At 58.7% G+C, this 21598-nt stretch carries 22 protein-coding genes and 1 riboswitch; of the genes, 1 reads left to right on the top strand and 21 read right to left on the bottom strand.

The window, feature by feature from the left end; all coding sequences use genetic code 11:
* Positions 1 to 106: 106 nt before the first annotated feature.
* From PAE68_RS06555 to PAE68_RS06540, 4 genes are all read right to left on the bottom strand, one after another.
* Entirely contained in the window at positions 107 to 1285 is a 1179-nt protein-coding gene (locus PAE68_RS06555; protein ID WP_281890935.1) for an aminotransferase class I/II-fold pyridoxal phosphate-dependent enzyme, read from the bottom strand.
* A gap of 30 nt (positions 1286 to 1315) precedes the next feature.
* Entirely contained in the window at positions 1316 to 2332 is a 1017-nt protein-coding gene (locus tag PAE68_RS06550; protein WP_397379409.1) for a site-2 protease family protein, read from the bottom strand.
* Positions 2333 to 2412: 80 nt separating this feature from the next.
* The gene (locus PAE68_RS06545) at positions 2413 to 2790 is read right to left on the bottom strand and encodes an arsenate reductase family protein (RefSeq protein WP_281885256.1); all 378 of its coding nucleotides are present in this window, start codon (positions 2788 to 2790) and stop codon (positions 2413 to 2415) included.
* Between the two features lie 90 nt (positions 2791 to 2880).
* Positions 2881 to 3066, bottom strand: coding sequence for a hypothetical protein (locus PAE68_RS06540; protein ID WP_281885254.1), 186 nt, complete (start codon positions 3064 to 3066; stop codon positions 2881 to 2883).
* Positions 3067 to 3209: 143 nt separating this feature from the next.
* Here PAE68_RS06540 and PAE68_RS06535 point away from each other — a divergent pair, with 143 nt between their 5' ends.
* Positions 3210 to 3962, top strand: coding sequence for a YdcF family protein (locus PAE68_RS06535; RefSeq protein WP_281885252.1), 753 nt, complete (start codon positions 3210 to 3212; stop codon positions 3960 to 3962).
* 104 nt (positions 3963 to 4066) lie between these two features.
* On the opposite strand, the gene PAE68_RS06530 is transcribed toward PAE68_RS06535, so the two are convergent.
* The 17 genes from PAE68_RS06530 to PAE68_RS06450 form a co-directional block, all read right to left on the bottom strand.
* Positions 4067 to 4981 (bottom strand): RluA family pseudouridine synthase, encoded by a 915-nt coding sequence (locus PAE68_RS06530; protein ID WP_281885250.1) that lies wholly within the window; start codon positions 4979 to 4981, stop codon positions 4067 to 4069.
* A gap of 52 nt (positions 4982 to 5033) precedes the next feature.
* Positions 5034 to 5642, bottom strand: a complete 609-nt coding sequence (locus PAE68_RS06525) for a cob(I)yrinic acid a,c-diamide adenosyltransferase (protein ID WP_281885247.1) — start codon at positions 5640 to 5642, stop codon at positions 5034 to 5036.
* 5 nt (positions 5643 to 5647) lie between these two features.
* Complete coding sequence (locus tag PAE68_RS06520; protein WP_281885245.1) at positions 5648 to 8824, bottom strand: cobyric acid synthase; 3177 nt, start codon at positions 8822 to 8824, stop codon at positions 5648 to 5650.
* A gap of 67 nt (positions 8825 to 8891) precedes the next feature.
* Positions 8892 to 9794: an adenosylcobinamide-GDP ribazoletransferase gene (gene cobS / locus PAE68_RS06515; RefSeq protein ID WP_281885242.1), complete on the bottom strand. Its 903-nt coding sequence runs from the start codon at positions 9792 to 9794 to the stop codon at positions 8892 to 8894.
* Positions 9779 to 10783 carry an adenosylcobinamide-phosphate synthase CbiB gene (cbiB, locus tag PAE68_RS06510; protein ID WP_281885241.1) on the bottom strand — a complete coding sequence of 335 codons (1005 nt, stop codon included), beginning with the start codon at positions 10781 to 10783 and terminating at the stop codon, positions 9779 to 9781. The genes cobS and cbiB overlap by 16 nt, the downstream gene beginning before the upstream one ends.
* Before the next feature lie 33 nt (positions 10784 to 10816).
* Positions 10817 to 11365 (bottom strand): bifunctional adenosylcobinamide kinase/adenosylcobinamide-phosphate guanylyltransferase, encoded by a 549-nt coding sequence (gene cobU / locus PAE68_RS06505; protein WP_281885240.1) that lies wholly within the window; start codon positions 11363 to 11365, stop codon positions 10817 to 10819.
* The gene (gene cobT, locus PAE68_RS06500) at positions 11365 to 12429 is read right to left on the bottom strand and encodes a nicotinate-nucleotide--dimethylbenzimidazole phosphoribosyltransferase (protein ID WP_281885239.1); all 1065 of its coding nucleotides are present in this window, start codon (positions 12427 to 12429) and stop codon (positions 11365 to 11367) included. The genes cobU and cobT overlap by 1 nt, the downstream gene beginning before the upstream one ends.
* A complete protein-coding gene (locus tag PAE68_RS06495) occupies positions 12426 to 13259 on the bottom strand; it encodes an ABC transporter ATP-binding protein (RefSeq protein ID WP_309299354.1) in 834 nt (277 codons plus the stop codon). Before PAE68_RS06495 ends, cobT begins: the two co-directional genes overlap by 4 nt.
* Before the next feature lies 1 nt (position 13260).
* Positions 13261 to 14313, bottom strand: coding sequence for a FecCD family ABC transporter permease (locus PAE68_RS06490; protein ID WP_281885237.1), 1053 nt, complete (start codon positions 14311 to 14313; stop codon positions 13261 to 13263).
* 2 nt (positions 14314 to 14315) lie between these two features.
* Complete coding sequence (locus PAE68_RS06485; RefSeq protein WP_281890933.1) at positions 14316 to 15347, bottom strand: ABC transporter substrate-binding protein; 1032 nt, start codon at positions 15345 to 15347, stop codon at positions 14316 to 14318.
* Between the two features lie 213 nt (positions 15348 to 15560).
* Positions 15561 to 15789, bottom strand: a riboswitch (cobalamin riboswitch).
* A gap of 3 nt (positions 15790 to 15792) precedes the next feature.
* Complete coding sequence (locus tag PAE68_RS06480) at positions 15793 to 16326, bottom strand: type 2 periplasmic-binding domain-containing protein (RefSeq protein WP_281885236.1); 534 nt, start codon at positions 16324 to 16326, stop codon at positions 15793 to 15795.
* 121 nt (positions 16327 to 16447) lie between these two features.
* Positions 16448 to 17002, bottom strand: coding sequence for a DUF2867 domain-containing protein (locus PAE68_RS06475; protein ID WP_281885235.1), 555 nt, complete (start codon positions 17000 to 17002; stop codon positions 16448 to 16450).
* 401 nt (positions 17003 to 17403) lie between these two features.
* A complete protein-coding gene (locus tag PAE68_RS06470; RefSeq protein WP_281885234.1) occupies positions 17404 to 17670 on the bottom strand; it encodes an aspartyl-phosphate phosphatase Spo0E family protein in 267 nt (88 codons plus the stop codon).
* 129 nt (positions 17671 to 17799) lie between these two features.
* Entirely contained in the window at positions 17800 to 19005 is a 1206-nt protein-coding gene (locus PAE68_RS06465; RefSeq protein ID WP_281885233.1) for an aminotransferase class I/II-fold pyridoxal phosphate-dependent enzyme, read from the bottom strand.
* 15 nt (positions 19006 to 19020) lie between these two features.
* Positions 19021 to 19518, bottom strand: coding sequence for an Lrp/AsnC family transcriptional regulator (locus PAE68_RS06460; RefSeq protein ID WP_281885232.1), 498 nt, complete (start codon positions 19516 to 19518; stop codon positions 19021 to 19023).
* Between the two features lie 224 nt (positions 19519 to 19742).
* Positions 19743 to 20015, bottom strand: a complete 273-nt coding sequence (locus tag PAE68_RS06455) for a hypothetical protein (RefSeq protein WP_281885229.1) — start codon at positions 20013 to 20015, stop codon at positions 19743 to 19745.
* 163 nt (positions 20016 to 20178) lie between these two features.
* Positions 20179 to 21498 carry an MFS transporter gene (locus tag PAE68_RS06450; RefSeq protein WP_281885227.1) on the bottom strand — a complete coding sequence of 440 codons (1320 nt, stop codon included), beginning with the start codon at positions 21496 to 21498 and terminating at the stop codon, positions 20179 to 20181.
* Positions 21499 to 21598 lie beyond the last annotated feature (100 nt).

Below are 21598 nucleotides of genomic sequence, written 5' to 3'. Positions count from 1 at the left end.
ATAGACGAAAGCCGAGCTCCCTATCGACAGGGACTCGGCTTTTATTACAGCTGCGGAACCTCTTGCATGAGCGGGATTAGTCCGCTTGACCACGCAAGCAAGCTCCCTACTTCGTTCCATTGAGAAACTCACCAATACGCCGCACCGCCTCCAGCAGTCGGTCCTCCTCCTGTACGAGCGCAATACGCACGTAGCCTTCGCCTTCCTTGCCGAATGCGTCACCCGGAATAACGACAACACCTGCGTTATACAAAATTTCCCGGGAAATTTGTCGAGATGTCCAGCCGTCCGGTATGCGCGCCCAGATGAACATCGAAGCCTTCGGTGTCGGAATGTCCCACCCTACAGCACGCAGTCCTTCCACCACGACGTCACGGCGTCGCTCGTACAGAGCGGCTACGGACGAGCTGCCCGGCAGCATGTCATCGCGCAGCGCCTGAGCGGCGGCCTTCTGCACGGCGAGGAAGACGCCATAGTCGATGTTCGACTTCAGCGTGCGCAGCGCCTCCACTGCCCCAGCGTGACCGACCATGAAGGCGATGCGGCAGCCCGCCATGTTGAAGCTCTTCGACATCGAATGGAACTCGACCGCGACATCGTTCGCCCCTTCAACCTCGAGTACGCTCGGCGGGCGAAAGCCGTCGAACGCCATCTCCGAATAGGCGGCGTCGTGTACGATCAACAGCTCATGACGACGCGCGAACTCAACAAGTCGCTCGAAGAACGGAAGCGTCGCGACCGCCGACAGTGGGTTGCTCGGATAGTTGAGCAGAATGAATTTCGCCTGCTTCAGGACATCCGCCGGGATCAGCTCAAGCTGCGGCAAATACTGATGCTCCTCACGCAGCGGGAGCAAGTAGGGCGTCACGCCAGCGAGCACCAGACTGGCCGAGTAGATCGGATAGCCAGGATCAGGCACGATGGCGATGTCGCCGGGATTCGTGATCGCCAGTGCCAGATGCGCCAGACCGTCCTGCGAGCCCATCAGCGCGACGATCTCACGCTCCGGATCAAGCGTCACGCCGAACCGATGCCGATACCAGTCGGCAACCGTACGTCGGAACTCCGGCGTTCCATCGGTACCCGGATAACCATACATCGTCGGGTCCGACACCGCTTCGCGCAGCGCCTCCCGCACCCGTTCGCTCGGACCATGGTCCGGACTGCCGATGCCGAGGTCGATCACATCGACACCGCGTGACAGGACCTCCTGCTTCCAGCTTGCCACTTCAGAAAAAATAGCCGAACCAAGTTCGGCTAATCGATTGGATTGCAGCTTGATCACCATAACAGGCTTATCTCCTCTACCCTACGTCTAGAAATCAATGCCCGACAGCACGTGCACCACGTGCATCAAGTACAGCAACGACCCGGCGAGCGCGGCATAGCCGAGCCCGAATTTCCAACGAGTTGCTGGCGGCACCTCGTAATACTTATCGTTCGTGTGAGGCGAATAGTCGATGCGAACGGGAAGCTCCAGCCTTAGCCCCTGCTCCGTCTGCTTCCGCTTCACACCTTCCAGCTGCACGCGATGAATGATCGACTGCCTCTGCATCGGCACCGTGCCACGGAAGGCGAGACCCTCGTAATACACCTCAACGAGCTGCTGCTCCTGCTCGCGATCCGTATAGGTGTGGAACGCCAGCTCGCGGCGATGCTCCGAGCCTGGAATGATGTACCCTTGCGCCAGCAGCGGCTCGGCGTCCAGCTCGAACGAATAGACAGCGGCAGACTGCTCGCCGCGATTGCGGTTTTTCACATACTTGATATACAGGTCGTAAGCGAACATCGCCCAGAAGATCAGCAAGATCCAGCTGCTCAGCTGGATGATGACGATAAGTCCAAGCACCAAGCCGACAGGCCACAGCCAGCGAGTCACCGCTGTCGAGATGCGACCTCCATCAAGAGGGTTTATCGGAAGTAAATTAAGTAGATTAATGAAAAAGCCCGTATAGGCCAAGCTGTACAACAAACCACTGTCAAAATAATAAGCAGCCCCAAGTACAGCGAGAGCTCCGATTGATCCAATCACCGGTCCTCCCATTGCAATATAGGCTTCTGTAACCGCATCCTTCGGATATCGCTTCATGTTTGTCATCGCACCAAAAAATGGGATGAACACTACTGCTGTTACCGGCATCCCTTTTCGTTTTGAAGCCCACACATGCCCCAGCTCATGCACGAAGATGAGCAGCACGAACCCGATCGCGAACTGCCATGGGAACAAGAGCGCGTACGCCCCGACTGACAGCAGCATCGTCAGGAACGCACCGCCCGCCTTCCCCGCCTTCAATACAGGCAGTATCACCTTCAGCTGTGAGAACAGGAACATCGCCGCCGCCCCGATGAACCATAGCGGTTTTCTCTTGTTTTCCTTCTTTTGCTGCAAGCCGTTCACTTCCTTTCGCCTGCTTATGATTGACTCCATTCCTCTGCATATTGCTCCGGCTTGAACCCGACCGTCGCCTTCACGCCATTCGTAACGATCGGACGCTTCAGCAGCATCCCGTTCGAGGATAGCAACGCAACCTTCTCCTCGTCGGACATGCCCGGCAGCTTATCCTTCAGCTTCAGCTCCTTATATACCTCGCCCGAGGTGTTGAAAAACTTCTTCATATCGAGACCGCTGATCGCGATGAGCTCCTTCAGCACCTCCGGTGACGGCGGCTGCTCCTTGATGTGAATCTTAGTCAGCGCCCAGCCCTCATTCTGCAGCCACTTGACCGCATTGCGGCACGTGCCGCAGGTCGGGTATTCATAGATCGTCAGCGTCTTGTTGTCGTTCGACATATTCCCCATCCTTACATCCAATAATCGCGTTACGCGGTAAGCCACCCTACCATTATACCGAGAGGCGTAAGCCGCCTGCAAATGTACAGGCTAGTCCTGCTCCTCGACGACCTCCCACTCGATGCTGATCATCCGATCGACCCAGCTGCGAATGTTCACCTCAATCGCCTGCTCGATCTCCTCATCCGTCAGCTCGCCCAGCTTCGTCTCCTCGATCTCGAGCTCCTCCTCCTTCACCGTCTGTCCATCGACACGAAGCGCCACCTTATAACGCATGCTCCCAGCTCCCTTCATCATGTTAATTATTTATGAAGCGAATTGCTTCCTGACTGCAACATATCGTATCCTATCCTAGAAGAAGTTGGACCGCGCGACCGAATCACTCGACTCACTCACGTCCCTGAAGGAGCTTACTTGCCATGATCTATATGTTGAAAATGTTATACAGCTTCCTGCTTCCCCCCGGCTTGTTCGTCCTGCTGCTGCTGGCACTAGGTATGTGGTGCTGGGCGAGACTGAACCGCAAGGCCGGCATCGCCGTACTCGTCGCAGCTGTACTACTGTACGGCTCCTCCATCTCGCTCGTCACCGATCCGCTTGTCCGCAGTCTTGAGAATCGCTACAGCCCGCCTGCACCAGGCAAGCTGACCGGCGATGTGTACGTCGTGCTCGGCGGCGGTGCAATCGACGGCGTGCCGCATCCGGACGGAGTCGGGCAGCTAACCGGACATACGCTGCAGCGAGTCGTTGCAGCCGCACGACTCTATGCAGAGAAGCCGCTGCCGATCATCGTCTCCGGCGGGCAGGTGTACGCCAACTCCGGCAACGAAGGGCAGCTGGCGAAGCGCACGCTGCTCAGCCTCGGCGTCCCGGAAGCGAGCATCAAGCTCGAGGACCGAAGCCGCACGACGGAGGAGAACGCCGAGTTCACGAAGGTGCTGCTGGATCAGCACGGATATACGCGCCCGATCCTTATTACTTCAGCGTTTCATATGGCGCGAGCGATGAAGCATTTTGAAGCGAATGGGATCGCCGTGCTCCCTTATCCGGTCGACTACAAGGCCAGTCCCGCCTCACTGCCGCGGACGTTCCAGCAGACGTGGACGCCCCGATCAGCGGCGATGGACGATCTGTCTCTCGTGCTTAAGGAGTACTTGGGGCTGCTGCAATAAGAGCGAACCTCCTAGCCTCCGACACATGAAACGAACAAACAGGAAAATCCGCGGCACCTCTTCGAGCGAGAGGAAGCACCGCGGATTTGTACTTACTCCAAGGATCAGGTCAGTCGTTCGATGCAGCTTCTCATATCGTCGGGCAGCGGCGCCTCGAAGGTGATCCACGCCTTGCGCGTCGGATGTGTGAAGGCGAGCAGGCAAGCGTGCAGCGCCTGACGGCCGATCAGATCGTCGTCGCTGTGACCACCTGCCCCATACAGCTTGTCACCGACGAGCGGATGACCGAGATGCTTCATATGGACGCGAATCTGGTGCGTGCGGCCGGTCTCGAGCCGAAGCCGCACAAGAGTAGCCCCCCGCAGCCTCTGCTCGACCCGGTAATGCGTGACCGCGGAGTAGCCCGATGGCGTCACGATCCGCACGTGCGGCTGCTCGGGACTGCGGTCGATCGGAGCGTCCACTGTCCCCACCTCCTGCTGCAGCTCCCCGTGCACGAGAGCGACATATTCCTTCATCACCCCGTGCGCCTGAAGCTCCTCGGAAATTTGCTGATGCACGTACGGGTTCTTCGCAATGGCGAGCGTCCCCGACGTCTCTTGGTCGAGCCGATGTATAGGGCGGAAGCGGAAGCGCACGCCGCGCTCCTGCCAATAGTGGACGACGCCGTTCGCAATTGTACCCGTATAGTGACCATGCGTTGGATGCACGATGAGACCGGCCTGCTTGTTCAGCACGAGCAGCTCGTCATCCTCGTACAGCACGTTCAGCTCCATCGGCTCAGGGAGAATGTCGTCGGATTGCTCCTCCAGCATCCGGATGGCAACCCGGTCTCCGCTTGCTAGCTTCACATCGATATATCGGCGCTCGCCGTTCACTGTAATGCCCTGCTCGGTTAGCTTCAGCCGGGAGATCAGCTTGCGAGACAATCCCATCCGGTTCGTCAGCACGGTGCGCAGCAGCAAGCCTTCATCCTCAGGCGGAACGATATATTCAAGCGGCTTGTAATAGTTCGTCATAGCTGGTGTATGTACTCCTCATTGTTGATCAAGGGTCAAGCTTGTCAAAGTGTTAGCTGTCCTGCGAGGAATCGGACGTCTCCTTCGACTCCTTCGACCTTCTGCGGAACACCTCCGCGCTGCGAGCATACTCGACGTCCGGCTGGCCGCACCGATGGTTAGCCGTTCTCGCAACGGTGAAGAACAAGTCCGACAACCGGTTCAAGTATCGGCGCACCTCGTCATTGATCGGCTGCGTGCGTGCGAGCGTCACGACTCTGCGCTCGGCGCGTCTGCACACCGTCCGGCATACGTGCAGCGCAGACGAAGCTGGACTGCCGCCCGGCAAGATGAACCGCTGAATGTCCGGCGTCTCGGCGTCGTACTTGTCGATCATCGTCTCCAGACGATCGACCATCTCCGACGTCACCTTGTAAGGACGCAGCTCTTGCTTGAGCAGCGCAAGGTCCGACCCGCAGTCGAACAACTCGTGCTGAATGTCGAGCAGATCAGCCAGCAGATCAACATCCCGCTCCGCTTCGAGGAACCCCATCGCCTGCCCGACGAAGCAGTTCAGCTCATCGACTGTGCCATACGCCTCCACGCGAACATCGTCCTTATCGACTCGTCCTCCGATGACGCCCGTCTGACCCGCATCTCCCGTACGTGTATAAATACGCATACTATTTAATTCCCCCCTTCAGGTGTAACAGGTTCCTCTATCATCTCATAGATTCGCGACATATCCAAGTGCGCCCGCACATGCTCGGCCAGTCGATCAAACGCAGCCTCTCGGCGCTCCTGAAAGCGAAGGGAGGCTGGAAGCGGGCTCCATCCCTTCTCCTTGCGAAGCTCGTTCAGGAAGGCGCGACGGAAGTCGTCGTTATGCAGCACTCCGTGTACATATGTGCCCCATTGGCGGCCGCTTGGCGATATGCAGCCGTCTGGAAGCTCGACCTCGTTATGCGCGTGATGCGCTCCCTCTACCAATGTATCAGCAGGCTTCAAGCGGAATGGATGGCGGACAGGCTCGAGGAACGACGTGCGGCCCATATGAATCTCGTAGCCAGTAATCGGGTAGAGCGTCAGTCGAGCTGCTTGATCGTTGACGGCTTCACTGGTTCCTTCACTGACTCCTTTGTTATCCGTTTCGGTATCCCCTTCACCGGCCCGTTTACGAATTCCTTCGACTAACTCTTCACTTGTCTTCCTCCATGCTGTACGCCGCACTCCATGAACGGCATGTATGCTCGCTTCCTCACCACTGCCTCTACCCGACTCCCAGCTCACCTCGGCGCGGCCTTCCACGCGGATCGTGCGCTTCTCGGCGGCGAATACCGTCTCGGTCGGGAACAAGCCTAGCCCTGCCAGCTCCGGCTGATCAGACTCGACGAGCAGCGGATCGAGTAGCCGTCTCCCGAGCATCTGGTAGCCTGCGCATATGCCGACGACCCAGCCGTCTGCTGCAGCCATCTTCGCAATCGCACGGTCGAGTCCTACGCTTCGCAAGTAGAGCAGGTCGTCGACTGTGTTTTTGCTACCCGGCACGATGACAGCATCCGGCTGGCCGAATTCGGCAGCCGAGCTGACGAAGCGCACGCGCACATCCGGCTCCTGCAGCAGCGGATCGATGTCGGTGAAGTTGGACAGACGCGGATGGCGAATGACGACGATGTCGAGCTTCGGGGATGAAGCGGGCGTCGCCTCTCCAGATGCTTCCTTCGAACCCGCCAGCTCCTCTGTCTGGACTGTACCGGCCGACAGCTTGCGCTCGAGCGAGGCGGAGTCCTCATCCTCAAGGCCGAGCTCTGGCAAATACGGAATGACGCCGAGCACGGGCTTGCCAGTCTTCGCCTCAAGCCAATCGAGACCCGGCTTCAGCAGCGTCACATCACCCCGGAACTTGTTGATGATGAAGCCCTTCACCCTGTCCCGCTCCTCTAGGGTCAAAATCTCAAGCGTACCGACGAGCGAGGCGAATACGCCTCCGCGATCGATGTCGGCAATGAGCAGCACCGGAGCATCTGCCCAGCCCGCCAGCCGCATGTTGACGATGTCGCGGCTCTTCAGGTTCACCTCAGCGGGGCTGCCCGCCCCCTCGAGCACGACGACGTCACAGGACAGTCGCAGACGCTCGAGCGCCTCCTTGACGACCGCCTCCGCTTCGGGCAAATATTGCTCCCGATACGTTCGGGCATCGAGATCCTTGTACGGCTTGCCGTGTACAACCACCTGTGACACCATATCCTTCTTCGGCTTGAGCAGAATCGGATTCATGTCCGTCGTGGCGGCGATGCGGCACGCGTCGGCCTGCATCCCTTGCGCGCGCCCAATTTCTTTGCCGTCTGGCGTCACATAGGAGTTGAGTGACATGTTCTGCGACTTGAAGGGCGCAACACGCTTCCCATCCTGGAGTAAAATGCGACACAGCGCGGCGGTCAGCAAGCTTTTGCCAACGTCTGAGGCTGTGCCCTGCAGCATGAGGACTGCCGCCCGCTTCGTCAGAACCGAAGGAGGCTTGCTCGTGGCGCTACTCTCAAGGTGCGGCCCCTCTGTGGCGTCGTGCAGTTGCGAAGCGGTCGGTGGAGCTGTTGGAGGAGCCGATGCTGCCCATACAGCATCGTTCGCTTCGCCAGCCCTATGCGCCTCTGTCATTGTGCCTCCGGCTCTCAAGCGCACTACAGACGCCTGTGCCGCTCCATCGTAAGCTCTCGGCGATATATCCGACGCTGCTCCTTCGTCTACTGTCGGCGATACACTCGACGCTGCTCTCTGCAGCGCAGCAATCGCCTCCGCCATCGTCCGCAGCAGCACCGCATGCTCCTGCTCGCGCTTGACGGCGAGACGTCCGTACGTCTCATCGAGACCGGCGAACGTAGAGGCGTCGCGGATCAGCACACCGCGTCGTCCCATCTCCTCCTGCAGCGCCCGAACGGGCAGCCCGAGCGGCCGAGTCGAGAACAGCACAAAGTTCACGTCGCTGTCGTATACGCACAGCCCGAGCTGGCGCAGCCCCTCCACAAGCGACCTGCGCGCTTCCGGCAGCCAAGCGAGTGCCTGTGAGGCATAGTCGGCATCGTCGAGGACGGCACAGCCGATTCGCTGAGCGACTGCGTTCACGCTCCACGGCACCTGAAGCTGCTTCAACCCGCGAATAACGTCAGGGTGAGCGACCGCGTAGCCGAGCCGAATACCCGGGATCGCGTAGAACTTCGTCATCGAGCGGATGACGATCAGATTGCGCTTACTCGAGGCTGCTCTCGCCAGCGACAGCTGCTCCTCCTCCGGTACGAAATCTAGGAACGCCTCGTCGATGACCGCCTTCGCCGTCCTCTCCTCCGGAAGCGCCCTGCACCAGTCCAGCACCGCCCGTGGCAGCAGCTGTCCAGTCGGATTGTTCGGATGCCCGAGAAATACGAGGTCGCACACAGCCGCCGTCCGCTCCAATCGCTCTAGCTTAAGCTGGAAGCCGTCGCTCGCCTCCAGCGCAATATCGTGAATGCAGCTTCCGGCTTTGCGCAGCGCGTCCTCGTACTCGACGAACGACGGCCTCGCTACAGCCGCATTCTGTGGGCGAAGGACGCGTACCGCCAGCTCGATTAGCTCAGCAGCGCCGTTGCCGACAAGAATGCATGCGGCATCGACGCCGTGCTTCTGTGCTAGCCGCTGCGTCAGCTCCCGCACCGCCGGGTCCGGGTAATGCACGAGCTCTGACCAGCTCTCGGCCATAACCAACCGCACCGCAGCCGGAGGCCCGAACGGATTCATATTCGAGCTAAAGTCGAGAAAGCCGCCCTCAGGCGCGCCGTACAGCTCCGCAGCGGTCCGCAGATCGCCGCCATGTCCATAACGCTCCAGCTTCATCGTCCAAGCCCCCTTTGTCTATCACACCTACTACGTGCCGAGCTCCTCATGAGCACGGCATTCATCATTAACCCGCCATCAGCACGAGCACAAGCAGCAGCGACGCCTCCAGCAGCTCGTTCATCGCTCCATACGTATCACCCGTCAGACCGCCCAGCTTGCGGGTCATCACGCGACTGAGCCAGAAGCCGATTCCGCACGTTACAGCGATACACACCAATAAGACGAGTACAGCCTGCATAGCTGGAAGCTGTACCCAACCCAGCCTCATACCCGCATACAGCATCATGCCCGACACTGACACCCCGACGAGGAAAGAAGCCACAGCGTGCCGCAGTCGGACGGTGCGGAACAAGCCGCCGAGCCCCGCGCCAGCTTCGTCCGTTGACCGTGCATAGGGGAAGCCTGCAACGGCCGCCACCATCCACCAGCGGCTCCATATCGCAGCGAGCGGGAGCAGTGCGAGCCATGTCGAGCCCGAACCAGCTGTCCAAGGATGACGTCGAGCCGACTCCACATCATTCATAGACTGCACCGAATGCAGCAGCTCCGAGAGCAGCGTCCATTTCACCAGCAGCAGCAGCACGCACGCGACGACACCCATCGCACCGACCCGACTGTCCTTCATAATCTCAAGCATACGCTCGCGCGAGCGGTGGCTGAGCAGGCCGTCAGCCGTATCCATCAGCCCGTCGAGATGGAGCGCACCGGTCAGCGCCACCCAGCAGCCGAGCACAAGCGCTGCCGATACTTCGGCAGACAGTCCGGCCCAGCCCGTAAGCAACGCGCCGAGCGCTGCCACGATCACCCCAAGCACCGCTCCGACGAGCGGGTACCAGATGACGCTTCGACGGAACATCGCATCGTCATACTGAAGCTGAACCGGCACCGGCAACCGAGTGAGAAATTGAAAGGCCGCCGCACAAGCGGCCGCCTGCCTGCGTACCATCCGTATCATCCGAAGCGCCATAGCAGCAATCCTCCGATCAGCAAGCTTCCTGCGATCATGTAGCTAACCCCATACAGCAGCTGCACCGCCCGCAGCATATCGTCGCGCATCCGCTCGCGCAGCGGCCAGCCCATCCGCGCCCGCTCGCTCACGCGACCGTGATACACGTTAACACCCCCGAGCTCGATGCCGAGCGCTCCAGCGACCGCAGACTCCGGAATGCCGCTGTTCGGACTCGGATGCAGCCGCGCGAAGCGCCGCACCGCCGAGGCTGCGCGTGCGGCCGACAGACCCGGCGTTACGGCTGACCACCCAATAAGCAGCAGCCCAGTTAGCCTAGCTGGGATAAAATTCAGGCAATCGTCCCAGCGGGCCGACGCCCAGCCGAAATCTATATACTTCTCATTGCGGTAGCCGACCATCGAATCGAGCGTATTGGTCGCACGGTACAGCATCGCCAGCGGAGCGCCGCCGACGAGCGCGTAGCAGATCGGCGAGACGAAGGCGTCGACGATATTCTCCGCTACAGTCTCCACAGTCGCTCTCGTCAGCTCCGGCTCCTCAAGCTTCGTCGTATCTCGGCCGACGATGTAGCCGGTATACGTCCGCGCCTCGTCAAGACGTCCTTCCTTCAGCGGAACGTATACGGCGAGCGCCGCATCCTTCAGTCCCTTGACGGCAATCGTCGTCGAGATGAACCAGATGTTCACGGCATACCCGAGCCACGGATGCACCGTATAGGCCGCCCAGACGAGCGCTCCCGTTACCCCGAACGCCAGAGAGATCGTCGCTGTCATCAGCACGACCCCGCGCCATCGCAAGGAGCGAGGCGAGTGACCTCCGCCAGAAGGCTCACCGCCCCGAAGCACGTTCTCGAGCCAGCCGATCCACCGCCCGATCCAGACGACCGGATGCGTCAGCCAGCGCCAGCTCGGGTCGCCGATGAGCCAGTCGAGCACGATGGCGGCTAGCATCATCCATAGCGTTTGTTCCAGATCGAATACGAGCAAGATCGTTCCCCCACATTCCGAGCTCTATAGTAGCTACAACCGATAAGCCTGACTCTTCAGTTCCACCGCCACCCCGCACGTCACGAGAAAAAGCTGATCCGCCTCCGCAGCGAGCCGCTGATTCATCCGTCCAGACACGTCGCGGAACAAGCGGCCCAGCTTATACTCCGGCACAAGTCCGTTGCCGACCTCGTTCGTCACGAGCACGATCGGCTGCCGGGCCGAGCGGAACGCATCCGCCAGCTCCTCGACCTGTTGGTCGAGAAGCTCGCGCATGTTAGGCTCGTGCTCGAGCCGAAGCAGCCAATTGGACAGCCACAGCGTCAGGCAGTCGACCAGCACGACAGGCGCATCCGCTTGGCGCAGCGTCTTGGCGAGCTCATAAGGCGCCTCCGCCGTCGTCCAGCGGAACGGCTGACGCTCCCGGTCGAGCCGATGCTGCACGATGCGCTCCTCCATCTCTGCGTCATAGGCGTGCGCCGTCGCGATATATAACCCTTCCGCGCCCAGTGTAGCTGCGTAGCGCTCGGCGAAGCCGCTTTTGCCGCTGCGGGCGCCTCCGGTTACCAATGCTTTCACCATTATGCTCCATCCCCCTGCGACACGCCCGCCGATTCGAACGTCGCCATCTCGTTCAGCAGCCGCATAGCCGCCTCGACGAGCGGGAACGCCAGCACGGCGCCTGTTCCTTCGCCAAGCCGCATATCGAGCTGCAGCATCGGCTTCAGACCGATCAGCTCCAGCAGCCGGGCGTGCCCATACTCCTGCGACAGATGCGACGCGATCATGTAGTCCTTGCTAAGTGGCGCAAGCCTTGAGGCAACGAGCGCCGCCGCCGAGGAGATGAAGCCGTCGATAACGACCGGACAGCGGTGCCGTGCCGCACCGAGGATGACGCCGACAAGTCCGGCGATCTCCAGACCGCCCACCTTCGCCAGCACGTCGATCGGGTCCGAAGCGTCAGGCGCATTGCATGCAATCGCCCGCTGTATGACCGCTTGCTTATGCAGCAAGCGAGCATCGTCGATGCCTGTGCCGCGCCCCGTTGCGAGAGTAACGTCGACGCCTCCCAGCACGGATAAGATCGCAGCGCTCGCCGTCGTATTGCCGATGCCCATCTCGCCTGTGGCGAGCAATCGGCACCCTTGCGCCGCCAGCTGACTGACCAGCCCGATGCCCGCCTGGATAGCCGTCTCTGCCTCCACGCGTGACATCGCTGGGCCAAGCGCCATATTCGCCGTCCCCATGCGCACCTTGGCGTGCACGAGAGCCGGATGCGACAGCTCCGCATTGACCCCGACATCGACGCACACGACTTCGGCTCCGACTAATCTAGCCAGCACATTGACAGCCGCCCCGCCATGAACGAAGTTCATCACCATCTGCGGCGTTACTTCGGCAGGGTACGCACTGACGCCCTCCTCGCATACACCGTGATCCGCCGCCATCACGATAACCGCCTTGCGCGACAGGTCAGGCGCGAGCTCGCCTGTTACACCAGCCACCTGCATCGCCAGCTCCTCCAGCCGTCCAAGACTGCCAGGAGGCTTCGTCAGCCGGTCGAGTCGCTCCGAAGCCTGCTTCACCGCGTCCGTACACAACGGCTCTATCGCCGACACCGTATGGATCCATGACTCCTTACTCATTCACTCCGACTCCTTGTGAGTAAAATTTGCGGCACCGACCGCTCCGGATGCAGTAGCACAGACGGCCTCGTTCCGTACACACGTTCGAGCAGACTCGCCTCCAGCACCTCATCAGGTGCTCCGAGCGCCACAACGCGGCCCTCGTGAAGCAGCAGCAGTCGGTCGCAATATTGCGCCGCGAGGTTCAGATCATGCAGCACAGAGATGACCGCTGCGCCACTTTCTCGCTGCCAGTCACTGACCGCGTTAAGCATCTCCAGCTGGTAGCCAATATCCAGATACGTCGTTGGCTCGTCGAGCAGCAGCAGCCGTGGCTGCTGCGCGAGCGCCTTAGCGAGCGCTGCCCGCTGACGCTCACCACCGCTCAGTTCGGCCATCTGACGATCCGCCAGCGGCTCCAGCCTCGCCCAGGCGAGCGCCTGCTCGATGACACGCTCTGATGCAGCCCCGGACTCCTCATCCCCGAGCCAATTCTGGTACGCATACCGTCCCATCTCGACGACCTCACGGACCGTGAAGCCGACGACAGGCAGCGCCTCCTGCTCGAGCACCGCGATGAGCCGGGCAAGCTGCTTGCGCGAATACGTACGCACAGGCTTGCCTGCAACGAGCACCGAGCCGCCCTGAATCGGCTCCGTACCGGCGATCGCATGCAGCAGCGTCGACTTGCCGCTCCCGTTCGGCCCCAGTATGCCAAGCCACTCCCCCGCGCTTGTCTGCACCGTAACATCTCTCAGCACATCGCGCGATCGATACCGCTTCACCACATCTTGCACCTGCACGAGCACATCGGAGGGTAGGTCCCGTTGCACAGCGTCCTGCACCTGCACATTATCCAACCGTTGCACCTCCCTTGCGACGATAGAGCAAATATCCGAAGAACGGAGCGCCGAGGAACGCCGTCACGATGCCGAGCGGAATTTCCGTCGGGCTGAGCAGCGTTCGCGCCAGCGTATCGGCGAGCACCACATAGATCGCCCCGCCGATGACCGACAGCGGTAGCAGCAGGCGGTAATCCGGTCCGACGAGCAGCCGCAGCAGGTGCGGCACGAGCAGTCCGACGAACGAGATGACGCCTGCTACCGATACAGCTGCCGCCGTAATGAGCGTGGAAGCGACGAGCACGACCAGCTTCGTCCGCTCCACATGAACGCCGACATGAGCCGCTTGCTTTTCGCCTAGCATCAGCACATTCATCGCCCGACCGTATCCAAGCAGCACTACTGCCCCCACCGCCAGATAAGGCAGCAGCACAACCGAATACGACCACCCACGCAGCGCCAGACTGCCCATCATCCAGAATATAATCTCATTAATGACTTGACCGGACATCGACACCATGAGCGACACGAACGCCGACAAGAACGCCTGTACGACCGTTCCGGCTAATATAACCGTCTCGATGCGCAGCTTCCCCTCGGACCTCGCTAAGAGCAGCACGGTGATCAGCGTGATCGCCCCTGTCCCGAACGCCGCAAGCGGCACACTCCATTGCCCCACTACATACTGCAGCCCGAATAAGATAAGAAAGGCCGCTCCGACGGAGGCGCCAGAGGCGACGCCAAGCGTGTACGGATCGGCCAACGGGTTGCGCAGCACGCCCTGGAACGCTGCCCCGGCAAGCCCCAGCGCAGCGCCGACGAGGACGGCGAGCACGACCCTCGGCAGCCGCACCTTCCACACAATCGCCTCATAGGCAGGCTCCCAGCCTGCAGGCAGCAAGCCGCCTGCTACACCGATTCCCGGTATGTGCAGGTGGGAGAGCAGAATGCTCCACACTTGCACGAACGGCACCGGCACGGAGCCGATCGACAGCGCGGCCGTGACGGTGAGCAGCAGCGTGAGCAGCGCTCCCCCGCCCCATAGCGCAAGCTTACGCTTCATCCTTATTTCACCAGCTCAGGGTACATGCCCTTCGCCATTTCCGTTAAACCCTGCGTAATACGCGGCCCCGGACGGCTCGTCGTATCTTTATCAATGCCTGCCAGCTTGCCGTTCTTCACCGCATCCACCTGCTCCCAGCCACTGCGCTCGCGAATGATCTGGTCCATCGACTTGCCGGACTTGTCATCGATCAGGTTGCGCGGATACAGAATGACCTGTGGGTTCGCCGCGATCACCTTCTCCTCGCTCAGCTTCACGTAGCCATTCTCCGACGCATAGATGTTCTCGCCGCCCGCTGTCGCGATGAGCTCGCTCAGGAACTCACCGGAGCCGACCGTCCAGCCCGGGCTGAACTCGAGGAACACACGCTTGCGCTCCTCCGGCTTCACATTCGCTACGGCCTGAACCACCTTATCCCGCTCCGCCTTCATCGACTCCACAAGCTGATGCGCCTCGTTCTGCTTGTCGAAGATTTCGCCCATCACAATAATGTTACGCAGCACATCGTCAATCTTCTTCGGCTGCACCTGGAACAGGTTCACCTTCAGCTCGCGCAGCTTCTCGACCGTCGGCGCCTTCATCGACACTCCCGTCAGCACGAGCTCTGCCCCGGAGCCGAGCAGCGCCTCCTCGTTCGGCTTCGTAATGCTGCCGAGCTTCGGCTTCGACTTCGCTTCAGCCGGGTAGTCGCAGAAGTCGGAGACACCGACGACCTTGTTGCCAAGACCTAGCGCGAACAGCAGCTCTGTCTCGCTCGGCGATGTCGAAGCGATGCGCTCCGGCGCCTTCTCGAAGACGAACTGCTTGCCCGTCGCGTCGGTCACCTTATACGGATACACCGTGCGTCGCTCGCCTGCTGTCTGCTTCCCTTGACCAGCCTGACTGTTCCCTTCAGCGCTACCGCCTTGAGCAGTCGGCGGATCGACCATCTTGCCTGCCTGCGGCGGATTCGACGCGTTACCGCAAGCCGCCAGCGTACCGGCCAATGTAAGCACCAGAGCTGTGCGGAGCCCTTTGTTCCAATAGTGATTCATGTTCTTCATTCCTTGCTCCCCCAATCGATTATGTAAAAATAAGTACAAAAAGCCCTCTGCACGGAGGTTCATTCCGAACAGAGGGCACGTACGGTCAGCCCAAAGCGAGCCTGCTCCGCTTAAACGTATCGTTAAGCCAAGCCTGCAACGCTGTAGAGCCTTACGCGATAACGTCGATGATCGACGCGTGCCGTCTCTTCTCCTCGGAAGATACGTGCTGTCGCCGTTCGGGCAGGTCTCCTGGCTTCCGGGCTCCTTACGGCGCTCCCCGCCTTCCCAGCCGGAGCTTGTCCGGCCAGTGGCCTGCATGGGGAGCTTGTCGCCCGGTTACAGTGGCGGGACCGCGCCGGTATCGCACCGGCTTCCCTTTTAACCCGCCCGCGAGGAGCAGCGCTGTAACGCTGCTTCCTTCATGGGCAGGACCCGAACCGCATATGTAGTGAATCTACTTCTGTGCAATGACCTTCATCACTTGCTTCGCTTTCTCGATATCATTCGAGTTTTGCGGGATGAAGGCGTACAGATCTTTGCCATTGTAGCCCAGATCCAGGAACCACTTCGTCTTCTCCAGATGGATGCCGTACAGATGCTTCTCCATCTTACCCGGCTGGCCATCCACCGGCTGCTCGATATAGCCGTCCGGGAAGTCCTCCGGATTCGCTATATCATCGAGCGACACGAAGCCGCCCTGCTTCGCGAACGAATGGAACTGCTCGCCCGGTACGATCAGAATACCGTTCCCCCCTGCGGCTACCTCCACCATGAGCTTCTCGAGCGAGAACACCGGTGTAGAACCGAGCGAAACGGTCGGTGATTCACCCAGCTTCTCAACGAGCGCCGTCTCCAGCTTCTTCACCGTCTCACTGGCCGTACCCGACTTCGTCATCATGAAGATCGGCACCTCAGCCTGCTGGCCTCCGCCGCAGGCCGCCAGAAGCACCAGCAGCATAACTGCAATCAGTAACTTACCTGTCCTCAAGTCCGAATCCCTCCCGAACTGAATGCAAACCTATAGATTATCAATCTTCATATGATAGCATATCGCAAGCGCGAGACGCAAAAAAGAAGCCGCTAGCGGCCAATGTCATGAAGCTAATCGCCTAAGGCTTCTCCACACCTTTCCCCTGAGTAGAACCGGTAGTAGTTTCTACATCCTTTTTGATTAGTCGTAGTAAAATACGTCGAATCCATTTACTAAAAGGGGCGATAAAGAACCAATAAAACGAAAAAATCCTTTTCGATACCCGATCCGTACAATAGACCCGTGTAATGGTCGTTACACGCGTACCTTCATTTAACTGAGCAACATGAAAATTCCAGACGATTTTGACAAAACCACTTTCATTAAATGAGCAAAACTGATTCGCATCGAGCTCTCGCAAGTCACCGTTCGCCTTCCAAGGCCTACCTACCTCACCCAATACAATTTCTTCTCCGACTTTCTCCGAAAGCTTGATGAAGCCAATATCTAAAAAGCCTTCCAGCTTCAATGCTTCCTTAGGCATTCCTCTTAGCCAGAATAGGAATCGAATGATTTTAGAGTGGCTGAAATCTAATTTTTTAATTGCCTGATACACTTCGGCAGGCGTGCTGTCAATCGTTATGGTATGGATCTCCTCAAAGTGTCTTGGCCTTAAATACTGATCAATCAGCATCGCTTCCTAACCTCTCCTCAGCAACCTCTATGATAAAGCCATTCTAACCTATCCTTCAGTTGGAGTATTGTAAAAAGCCGACATATACCGTTTATCGAGCAATAATTCTCTAGGTGTCACGGTAATTGCTTAATCGTAGATTCAAATCGTACAATCCGCTGATTCTATACGTGCGTGATCACAGCTTTGATATCGCCTAAGAGCGGTGTGCGAATTTATCGAATTCGCATACTCATTCATTGGCATAACCTCCTCGTTTGGCAAGGGGCTTCTCCACGCATTTCCAACTGCTCGCTCAAGTCCTTTTCACTTTTCCGCACGAAAAAAAAGAGCTAGCTATCTCGCGATAACCTGCTCTTTTTCGTAATGATGGCCCGAAGCCTTATCTGAATGACATGGTGCTAGCGGCGGCTTCGTTCGGCGTGCATATATTCGTTAATCTTGATGTCTAGCTCCATACTGATCTCCACCACTCGGGCGGAGGTCAAGCTGTTGCCCTTCATGACCAGCCGTTCCATCTCCTTGCGCAGCCGGTAGATTTCATCCTCAAGCAAGGAGACGGACGGGATGCATTTGCGCTTTCCAAAAACCCACTTGGAGCCATTATCGTTTTCGTTGATCCACCCGACCTGAATGTACTGCGAAAGCCGATATTCCGGAAATGCCATGTTCCCATCCCTCCTATAAACTGTTTTGTTGAGTATATAACAAGCTTCATCAAATATTAATATATGAAACTATCACATATCTAACATACCAGTTTTGGAAGCCGTTGAACATGACTAGTTTTGTCGATTTTACAGTTTTTTCATAAATTTTCCTATCCGATCGATCGCTTCGATCAATTGGCTCACGGAATAGGCATACGAACAGCGCAGAAAGCCTTCTCCACCGAGTCCGAAGGCCGATCCAGGCACCGCAGCGACCTTACCCTCGAAGAGCAGACGCTCGGCAAACTCCTGGGACGTATAGCCTGTTGACTGAATCGAAGGGAACGCATAGAACGCTCCTTGCGGCTCATGGCATGGCAGTCCGATCTCACTGAAGCCCTTCACCACAAGACGGCGGCGCTGGTTGTACGACTCCACCATCCGGTCCTTCTCCTCGAGCCCGTTCCGCAGCGCCTCGTTCGCAGCGACCTGACCCATCGATGGCGCGCACATGACGGTGTACTGGTGAATCTTCAGCATCGCGCCGATCAAGTCACGATGACCGCACGCATAGCCCATCCGCCAGCCGGTCATCGCGAACGCCTTGGAGAAGCCGCTGACGAGAATCGTCCGGTCCTTCATGCCGGGAATCGAAGCGAAGCTGACGTGCTTCGAGCCGTATGTGAGCTCCGCGTAGATCTCGTCGGAGATGACGAGCAGATCGTGCTCCTCGACGATACGGGCGATCGGCAGCCAGTCCTCATACGTCATGATGCCGCCAGTCGGATTGCTCGGATAGCACAGGATGAGCACCTTGGAGCGCGGCGTAATGGCCGCCTTCAGCGATTCCGGCTTCAGCTTGAACTGGTCCTTGGCGAACGTCTCGATGCCGACCGGAACACCTCCGCCGATGCGTGTGATCGGATTATACGAGATGTAGCACGGCTCAGGGATCAAGATCTCATCGCCAGGTGTGACGAGCGCGCGCAGCGCGAGATCAATCGCCTCGCTGCCGCCGACGGTGACGAGCACTTCATTCGACGGCTCATACTTCGTATGGAACGAGCGGTGCAAATATTCAGCAATCGCCTCGCGCAGCTCTGGCAAGCCGGAGTTCGGCGTATACTTCGTGTTGCCGCGCTCGAGCGCGTACACACAGGCCTCGCGGACGTGCCACGGTGTGCTGAAGTCCGGCTCGCCAACGCCCAGCGATATAATGTCCTTGCTGCCCACCGCAAGGTCAAAAAACTTACGAATTCCGGACGGCGGAATATCCCGCACGAGCGGAGCGATATAGCGGCTCATCGATGCCGATGAAGCCTGTTCAACGTGTTGCTCTGTCGGATTGTTCATCGTTCCCAGCGTCCTTTACGGAGAGATTAGGAGACGGCGGTCATCCTCGCGATCCTCGAATGTGATGCCGTCCTGTTTGTACTTCTTCAATATGAAATGCGTCTTCGTCGACAGCACCCGGTCGATCGGCGACAGCTTATTCGACACGAACGAGGCGACCTCCTTGAGCGTCTTCCCCTCGATCTCGACCAGCAGGTCATACGCACCGGACATCAGATAGACGGATTTCACTTCGGGATATAAATAAATACGCTCGGCGATCGCGTCAAAGCCTCTGCCGCGCTCCGGCGTAATTTGCACCTCGATCAAGGCGGTTACTTTCTCGCTGTCCACTTTGGCCCAATTCACAACCGTCGCGTACTTCACGATCACGTTCGCTTCCTCAAGCTCCCGAATGGCGGTAGATACCTCGGCTTCGCTCGTTCCGAGCAGCGTGGCGAGCAGCTCGGGCGAACGACGGGCGTCCTCCTTCAGCAGCTCAATAATTTTCAACTTGAACGGTTCCAATTCCATGGACAATAGCCTCCTTCTTCAATAAGCGGCATAGGGCGGTCATAAGCCTATTCCTTCATATTACACCGATACACGTCAGATGGCAAAGGACAATTGAACGATGACAGAGTGTGCTTCTGTAACATTTTCTGGGAACCGTACGTTAATGTTCTGGAAAAAAATAAAGCAGCCCTCCAGTCCTCTGGAACGCTGCATCGATACCGTTCTATATCACCAGTCTCTACTTACTTCAACAGCTTCTGCATGTACCGCTCGATCTCGCGGCGCTCGTACGCAGGCAGCACCTTGCACGCTGCGCTCCGCTCAGCGCCTGTATGCTCCGAGCTGCGTCCGATCCCGACGAGACGCTCGTCATCATAAGCCGCGACGACGCGCTCGCAGCGGCTCAGCGTCTCATAGTCGAAGGCCAGCTCTGCGGCTGCTTCAACCTTCATCGCTTCGAGCCATTGCTTGTATTGCGCTTCCCCCGGAAGCTCATTGTGCAATGCGATTTTCATGATACGATTCCACGCTCCCGCTTCAGCAAGATATACTTATTATTATACACATATATGAATAAATATTCAATGTTGTGCACAGAAAGACCCGGCATCCCCTATGCGCCAATCTACAATGTGACGTGCATAGTGTACCGGGTCCTTCTAGCTTGATGCGCGCTCGTTACGCGGTCACGACCGCCTTGCGCATGAAATAATAAGCGAACAGCGGCGAGCTGCCAATCGCCAGCAGCAGCCAATTCATCGCAAGCGGAGATGAGGTCGTCGAGACGACGAGGATGAAGGCGCCTGTGCCGAGCAGTCGTCCCGCATTAAGCGACAGCTCGCGCAGCACAATATACTCCTCGCGCCGCTTCGCGCTCTCCTCATCCTTGCCGATCAGATCAAATACGAGTGTCGTCATCGGAATACTGTACAACGGGAAGAACATGGCCACCCCGATGCCGAACAGGAGCAATGTCGTGAAGCTCACCTGCCAGAAGAACGGCAGGATGAGCAGCACCATGGCGCTCGCGCCGATCAGCATCGCCCGCCCGCGGCGATGAGGCTTCAAGTACCGGCCAGCGAGCATGAAGAAGACGAGCGCGACTGCAGACGAGATGAGCGAATAATTACCTAGCTTCATCTCATTGCCCGTATGCACATAGACGAGCAGTGCGATCATGAAGCCGAATACGCCTTCCCGCACGCCCTGTGCCATAAGCGCCAGCACGACCTTGCGCCAAGCCGTCTCCTTATTGCGCAGACAGCGCCAGCTAAGTCCCCACTCGTACGTGCCGGTCGTCTCCCGCTTCTTCAGGAAGAAGCTGACCGCCGCGCCAATAAGGAAGACGACGAGCGAGATCGTGAAGATGAGCCGATAGCCCGTCGCCGACTCCATGCGCGTAATGAGGAAGCCGGATATCCACGGTGCGAGCATGCCCGCGCCTGAACCGAGCAGTCCAGCCCAGCCGTTGAATCGGTCCCGGTTGCCAGGCTCGGTCACCTCGAAGTAGACGACGTTGAAGGCGAGCCAGAAGAAGCCGGCCGACATCCCTTGAACGGCTCCCAGCAGCACGAAGTTATCGGCGGCCCGCTCACCGAACAAGAGCACGAGCAAGTAGAACACAGCAGAGATCGTCACGCCTGCGCGCAGGCAGTTCATCTTGTTATGCTCCTTCACCCACTTGCCCGCCAGCCAGAATGTCAGCGCCATCGTGAAGTAATGAACCAGTGTGAACCAGCCGATCAACGTGAAGTCTCCCCGCGACTTCCACAGGTACACATTCACGAAGGTGCCCGATAGTGCGTTGCCAACACCGAACAGACCGTTAACCGCCAACAGCAGCTTCGATTGAGCGTCCAGCGGCTCCTTCTTCGGCTCAGGCTGCGAGCCTTGAGACTGACCTTCAGCCGGTCCCTTGCGTACCTCTTGCCACACATGCTTGTCCTGATGCCGACTGCGTGTGCCTTGCTGCGGAAAGTGCCTCGATCCGGTATACATGCGATCACCTTATTAAGTAGAATGTACTAGTTAACGTACCCCAATAGAGCGTGATGCATGTCTGTATGCAAAAAAAGGAAGCCGCGGCGCATCGCCGAGC

This window comes from Paenibacillus sp. YYML68, assembly GCF_027923405.1.
Taxonomy (GTDB): Bacteria; Bacillota; Bacilli; order Paenibacillales; family NBRC-103111; genus Paenibacillus_G.
The sequence above is the reverse complement of the archived record's forward strand: the minus strand, read 5'-3'. Positions and strand labels throughout refer to the sequence as shown.

Excerpts from the sequence above, each read along its gene's own strand:
- PAE68_RS06550 (WP_397379409.1), bottom strand. The coding sequence starts at position 2,332 with ATGTTCCTGTTCTCACAGCTGAAGGTGATACTGCCTGTATTGAAGGCG.
- PAE68_RS06545 (WP_281885256.1), bottom strand. The coding sequence starts at position 2,790 with ATGTCGAACGACAACAAGACGCTGACGATCTATGAATACCCGACCTGC.
- PAE68_RS06540 (WP_281885254.1), bottom strand. The coding sequence starts at position 3,066 with ATGCGTTATAAGGTGGCGCTTCGTGTCGATGGACAGACGGTGAAGGAG.
- PAE68_RS06535 (WP_281885252.1), top strand. The coding sequence starts at position 3,210 with ATGATCTATATGTTGAAAATGTTATACAGCTTCCTGCTTCCCCCCGGC.
- PAE68_RS06530 (WP_281885250.1), bottom strand. The coding sequence starts at position 4,981 with ATGACGAACTATTACAAGCCGCTTGAATATATCGTTCCGCCTGAGGAT.
- PAE68_RS06525 (WP_281885247.1), bottom strand. The coding sequence starts at position 5,642 with ATGCGTATTTATACACGTACGGGAGATGCGGGTCAGACGGGCGTCATC.
- PAE68_RS06520 (WP_281885245.1), bottom strand. The coding sequence starts at position 8,824 with ATGAAGCTGGAGCGTTATGGACATGGCGGCGATCTGCGGACCGCTGCG.
- cobS (WP_281885242.1), bottom strand. The coding sequence starts at position 9,794 with ATGGCGCTTCGGATGATACGGATGGTACGCAGGCAGGCGGCCGCTTGT.
- cobU (WP_281885240.1), bottom strand. The coding sequence starts at position 11,365 with ATGGTGAAAGCATTGGTAACCGGAGGCGCCCGCAGCGGCAAAAGCGGC.
- cobT (WP_281885239.1), bottom strand. The coding sequence starts at position 12,429 with ATGAGTAAGGAGTCATGGATCCATACGGTGTCGGCGATAGAGCCGTTG.
- PAE68_RS06490 (WP_281885237.1), bottom strand. The coding sequence starts at position 14,313 with ATGAAGCGTAAGCTTGCGCTATGGGGCGGGGGAGCGCTGCTCACGCTG.
- PAE68_RS06485 (WP_281890933.1), bottom strand. The coding sequence starts at position 15,347 with ATGAATCACTATTGGAACAAAGGGCTCCGCACAGCTCTGGTGCTTACA.
- PAE68_RS06475 (WP_281885235.1), bottom strand. The coding sequence starts at position 17,002 with ATGCTGATTGATCAGTATTTAAGGCCAAGACACTTTGAGGAGATCCAT.
- PAE68_RS06470 (WP_281885234.1), bottom strand. The coding sequence starts at position 17,670 with ATGGCATTTCCGGAATATCGGCTTTCGCAGTACATTCAGGTCGGGTGG.
- PAE68_RS06465 (WP_281885233.1), bottom strand. The coding sequence starts at position 19,005 with ATGAACAATCCGACAGAGCAACACGTTGAACAGGCTTCATCGGCATCG.
- PAE68_RS06460 (WP_281885232.1), bottom strand. The coding sequence starts at position 19,518 with ATGGAATTGGAACCGTTCAAGTTGAAAATTATTGAGCTGCTGAAGGAG.
- PAE68_RS06455 (WP_281885229.1), bottom strand. The coding sequence starts at position 20,015 with ATGAAAATCGCATTGCACAATGAGCTTCCGGGGGAAGCGCAATACAAG.
- PAE68_RS06450 (WP_281885227.1), bottom strand. The coding sequence starts at position 21,498 with ATGTATACCGGATCGAGGCACTTTCCGCAGCAAGGCACACGCAGTCGG.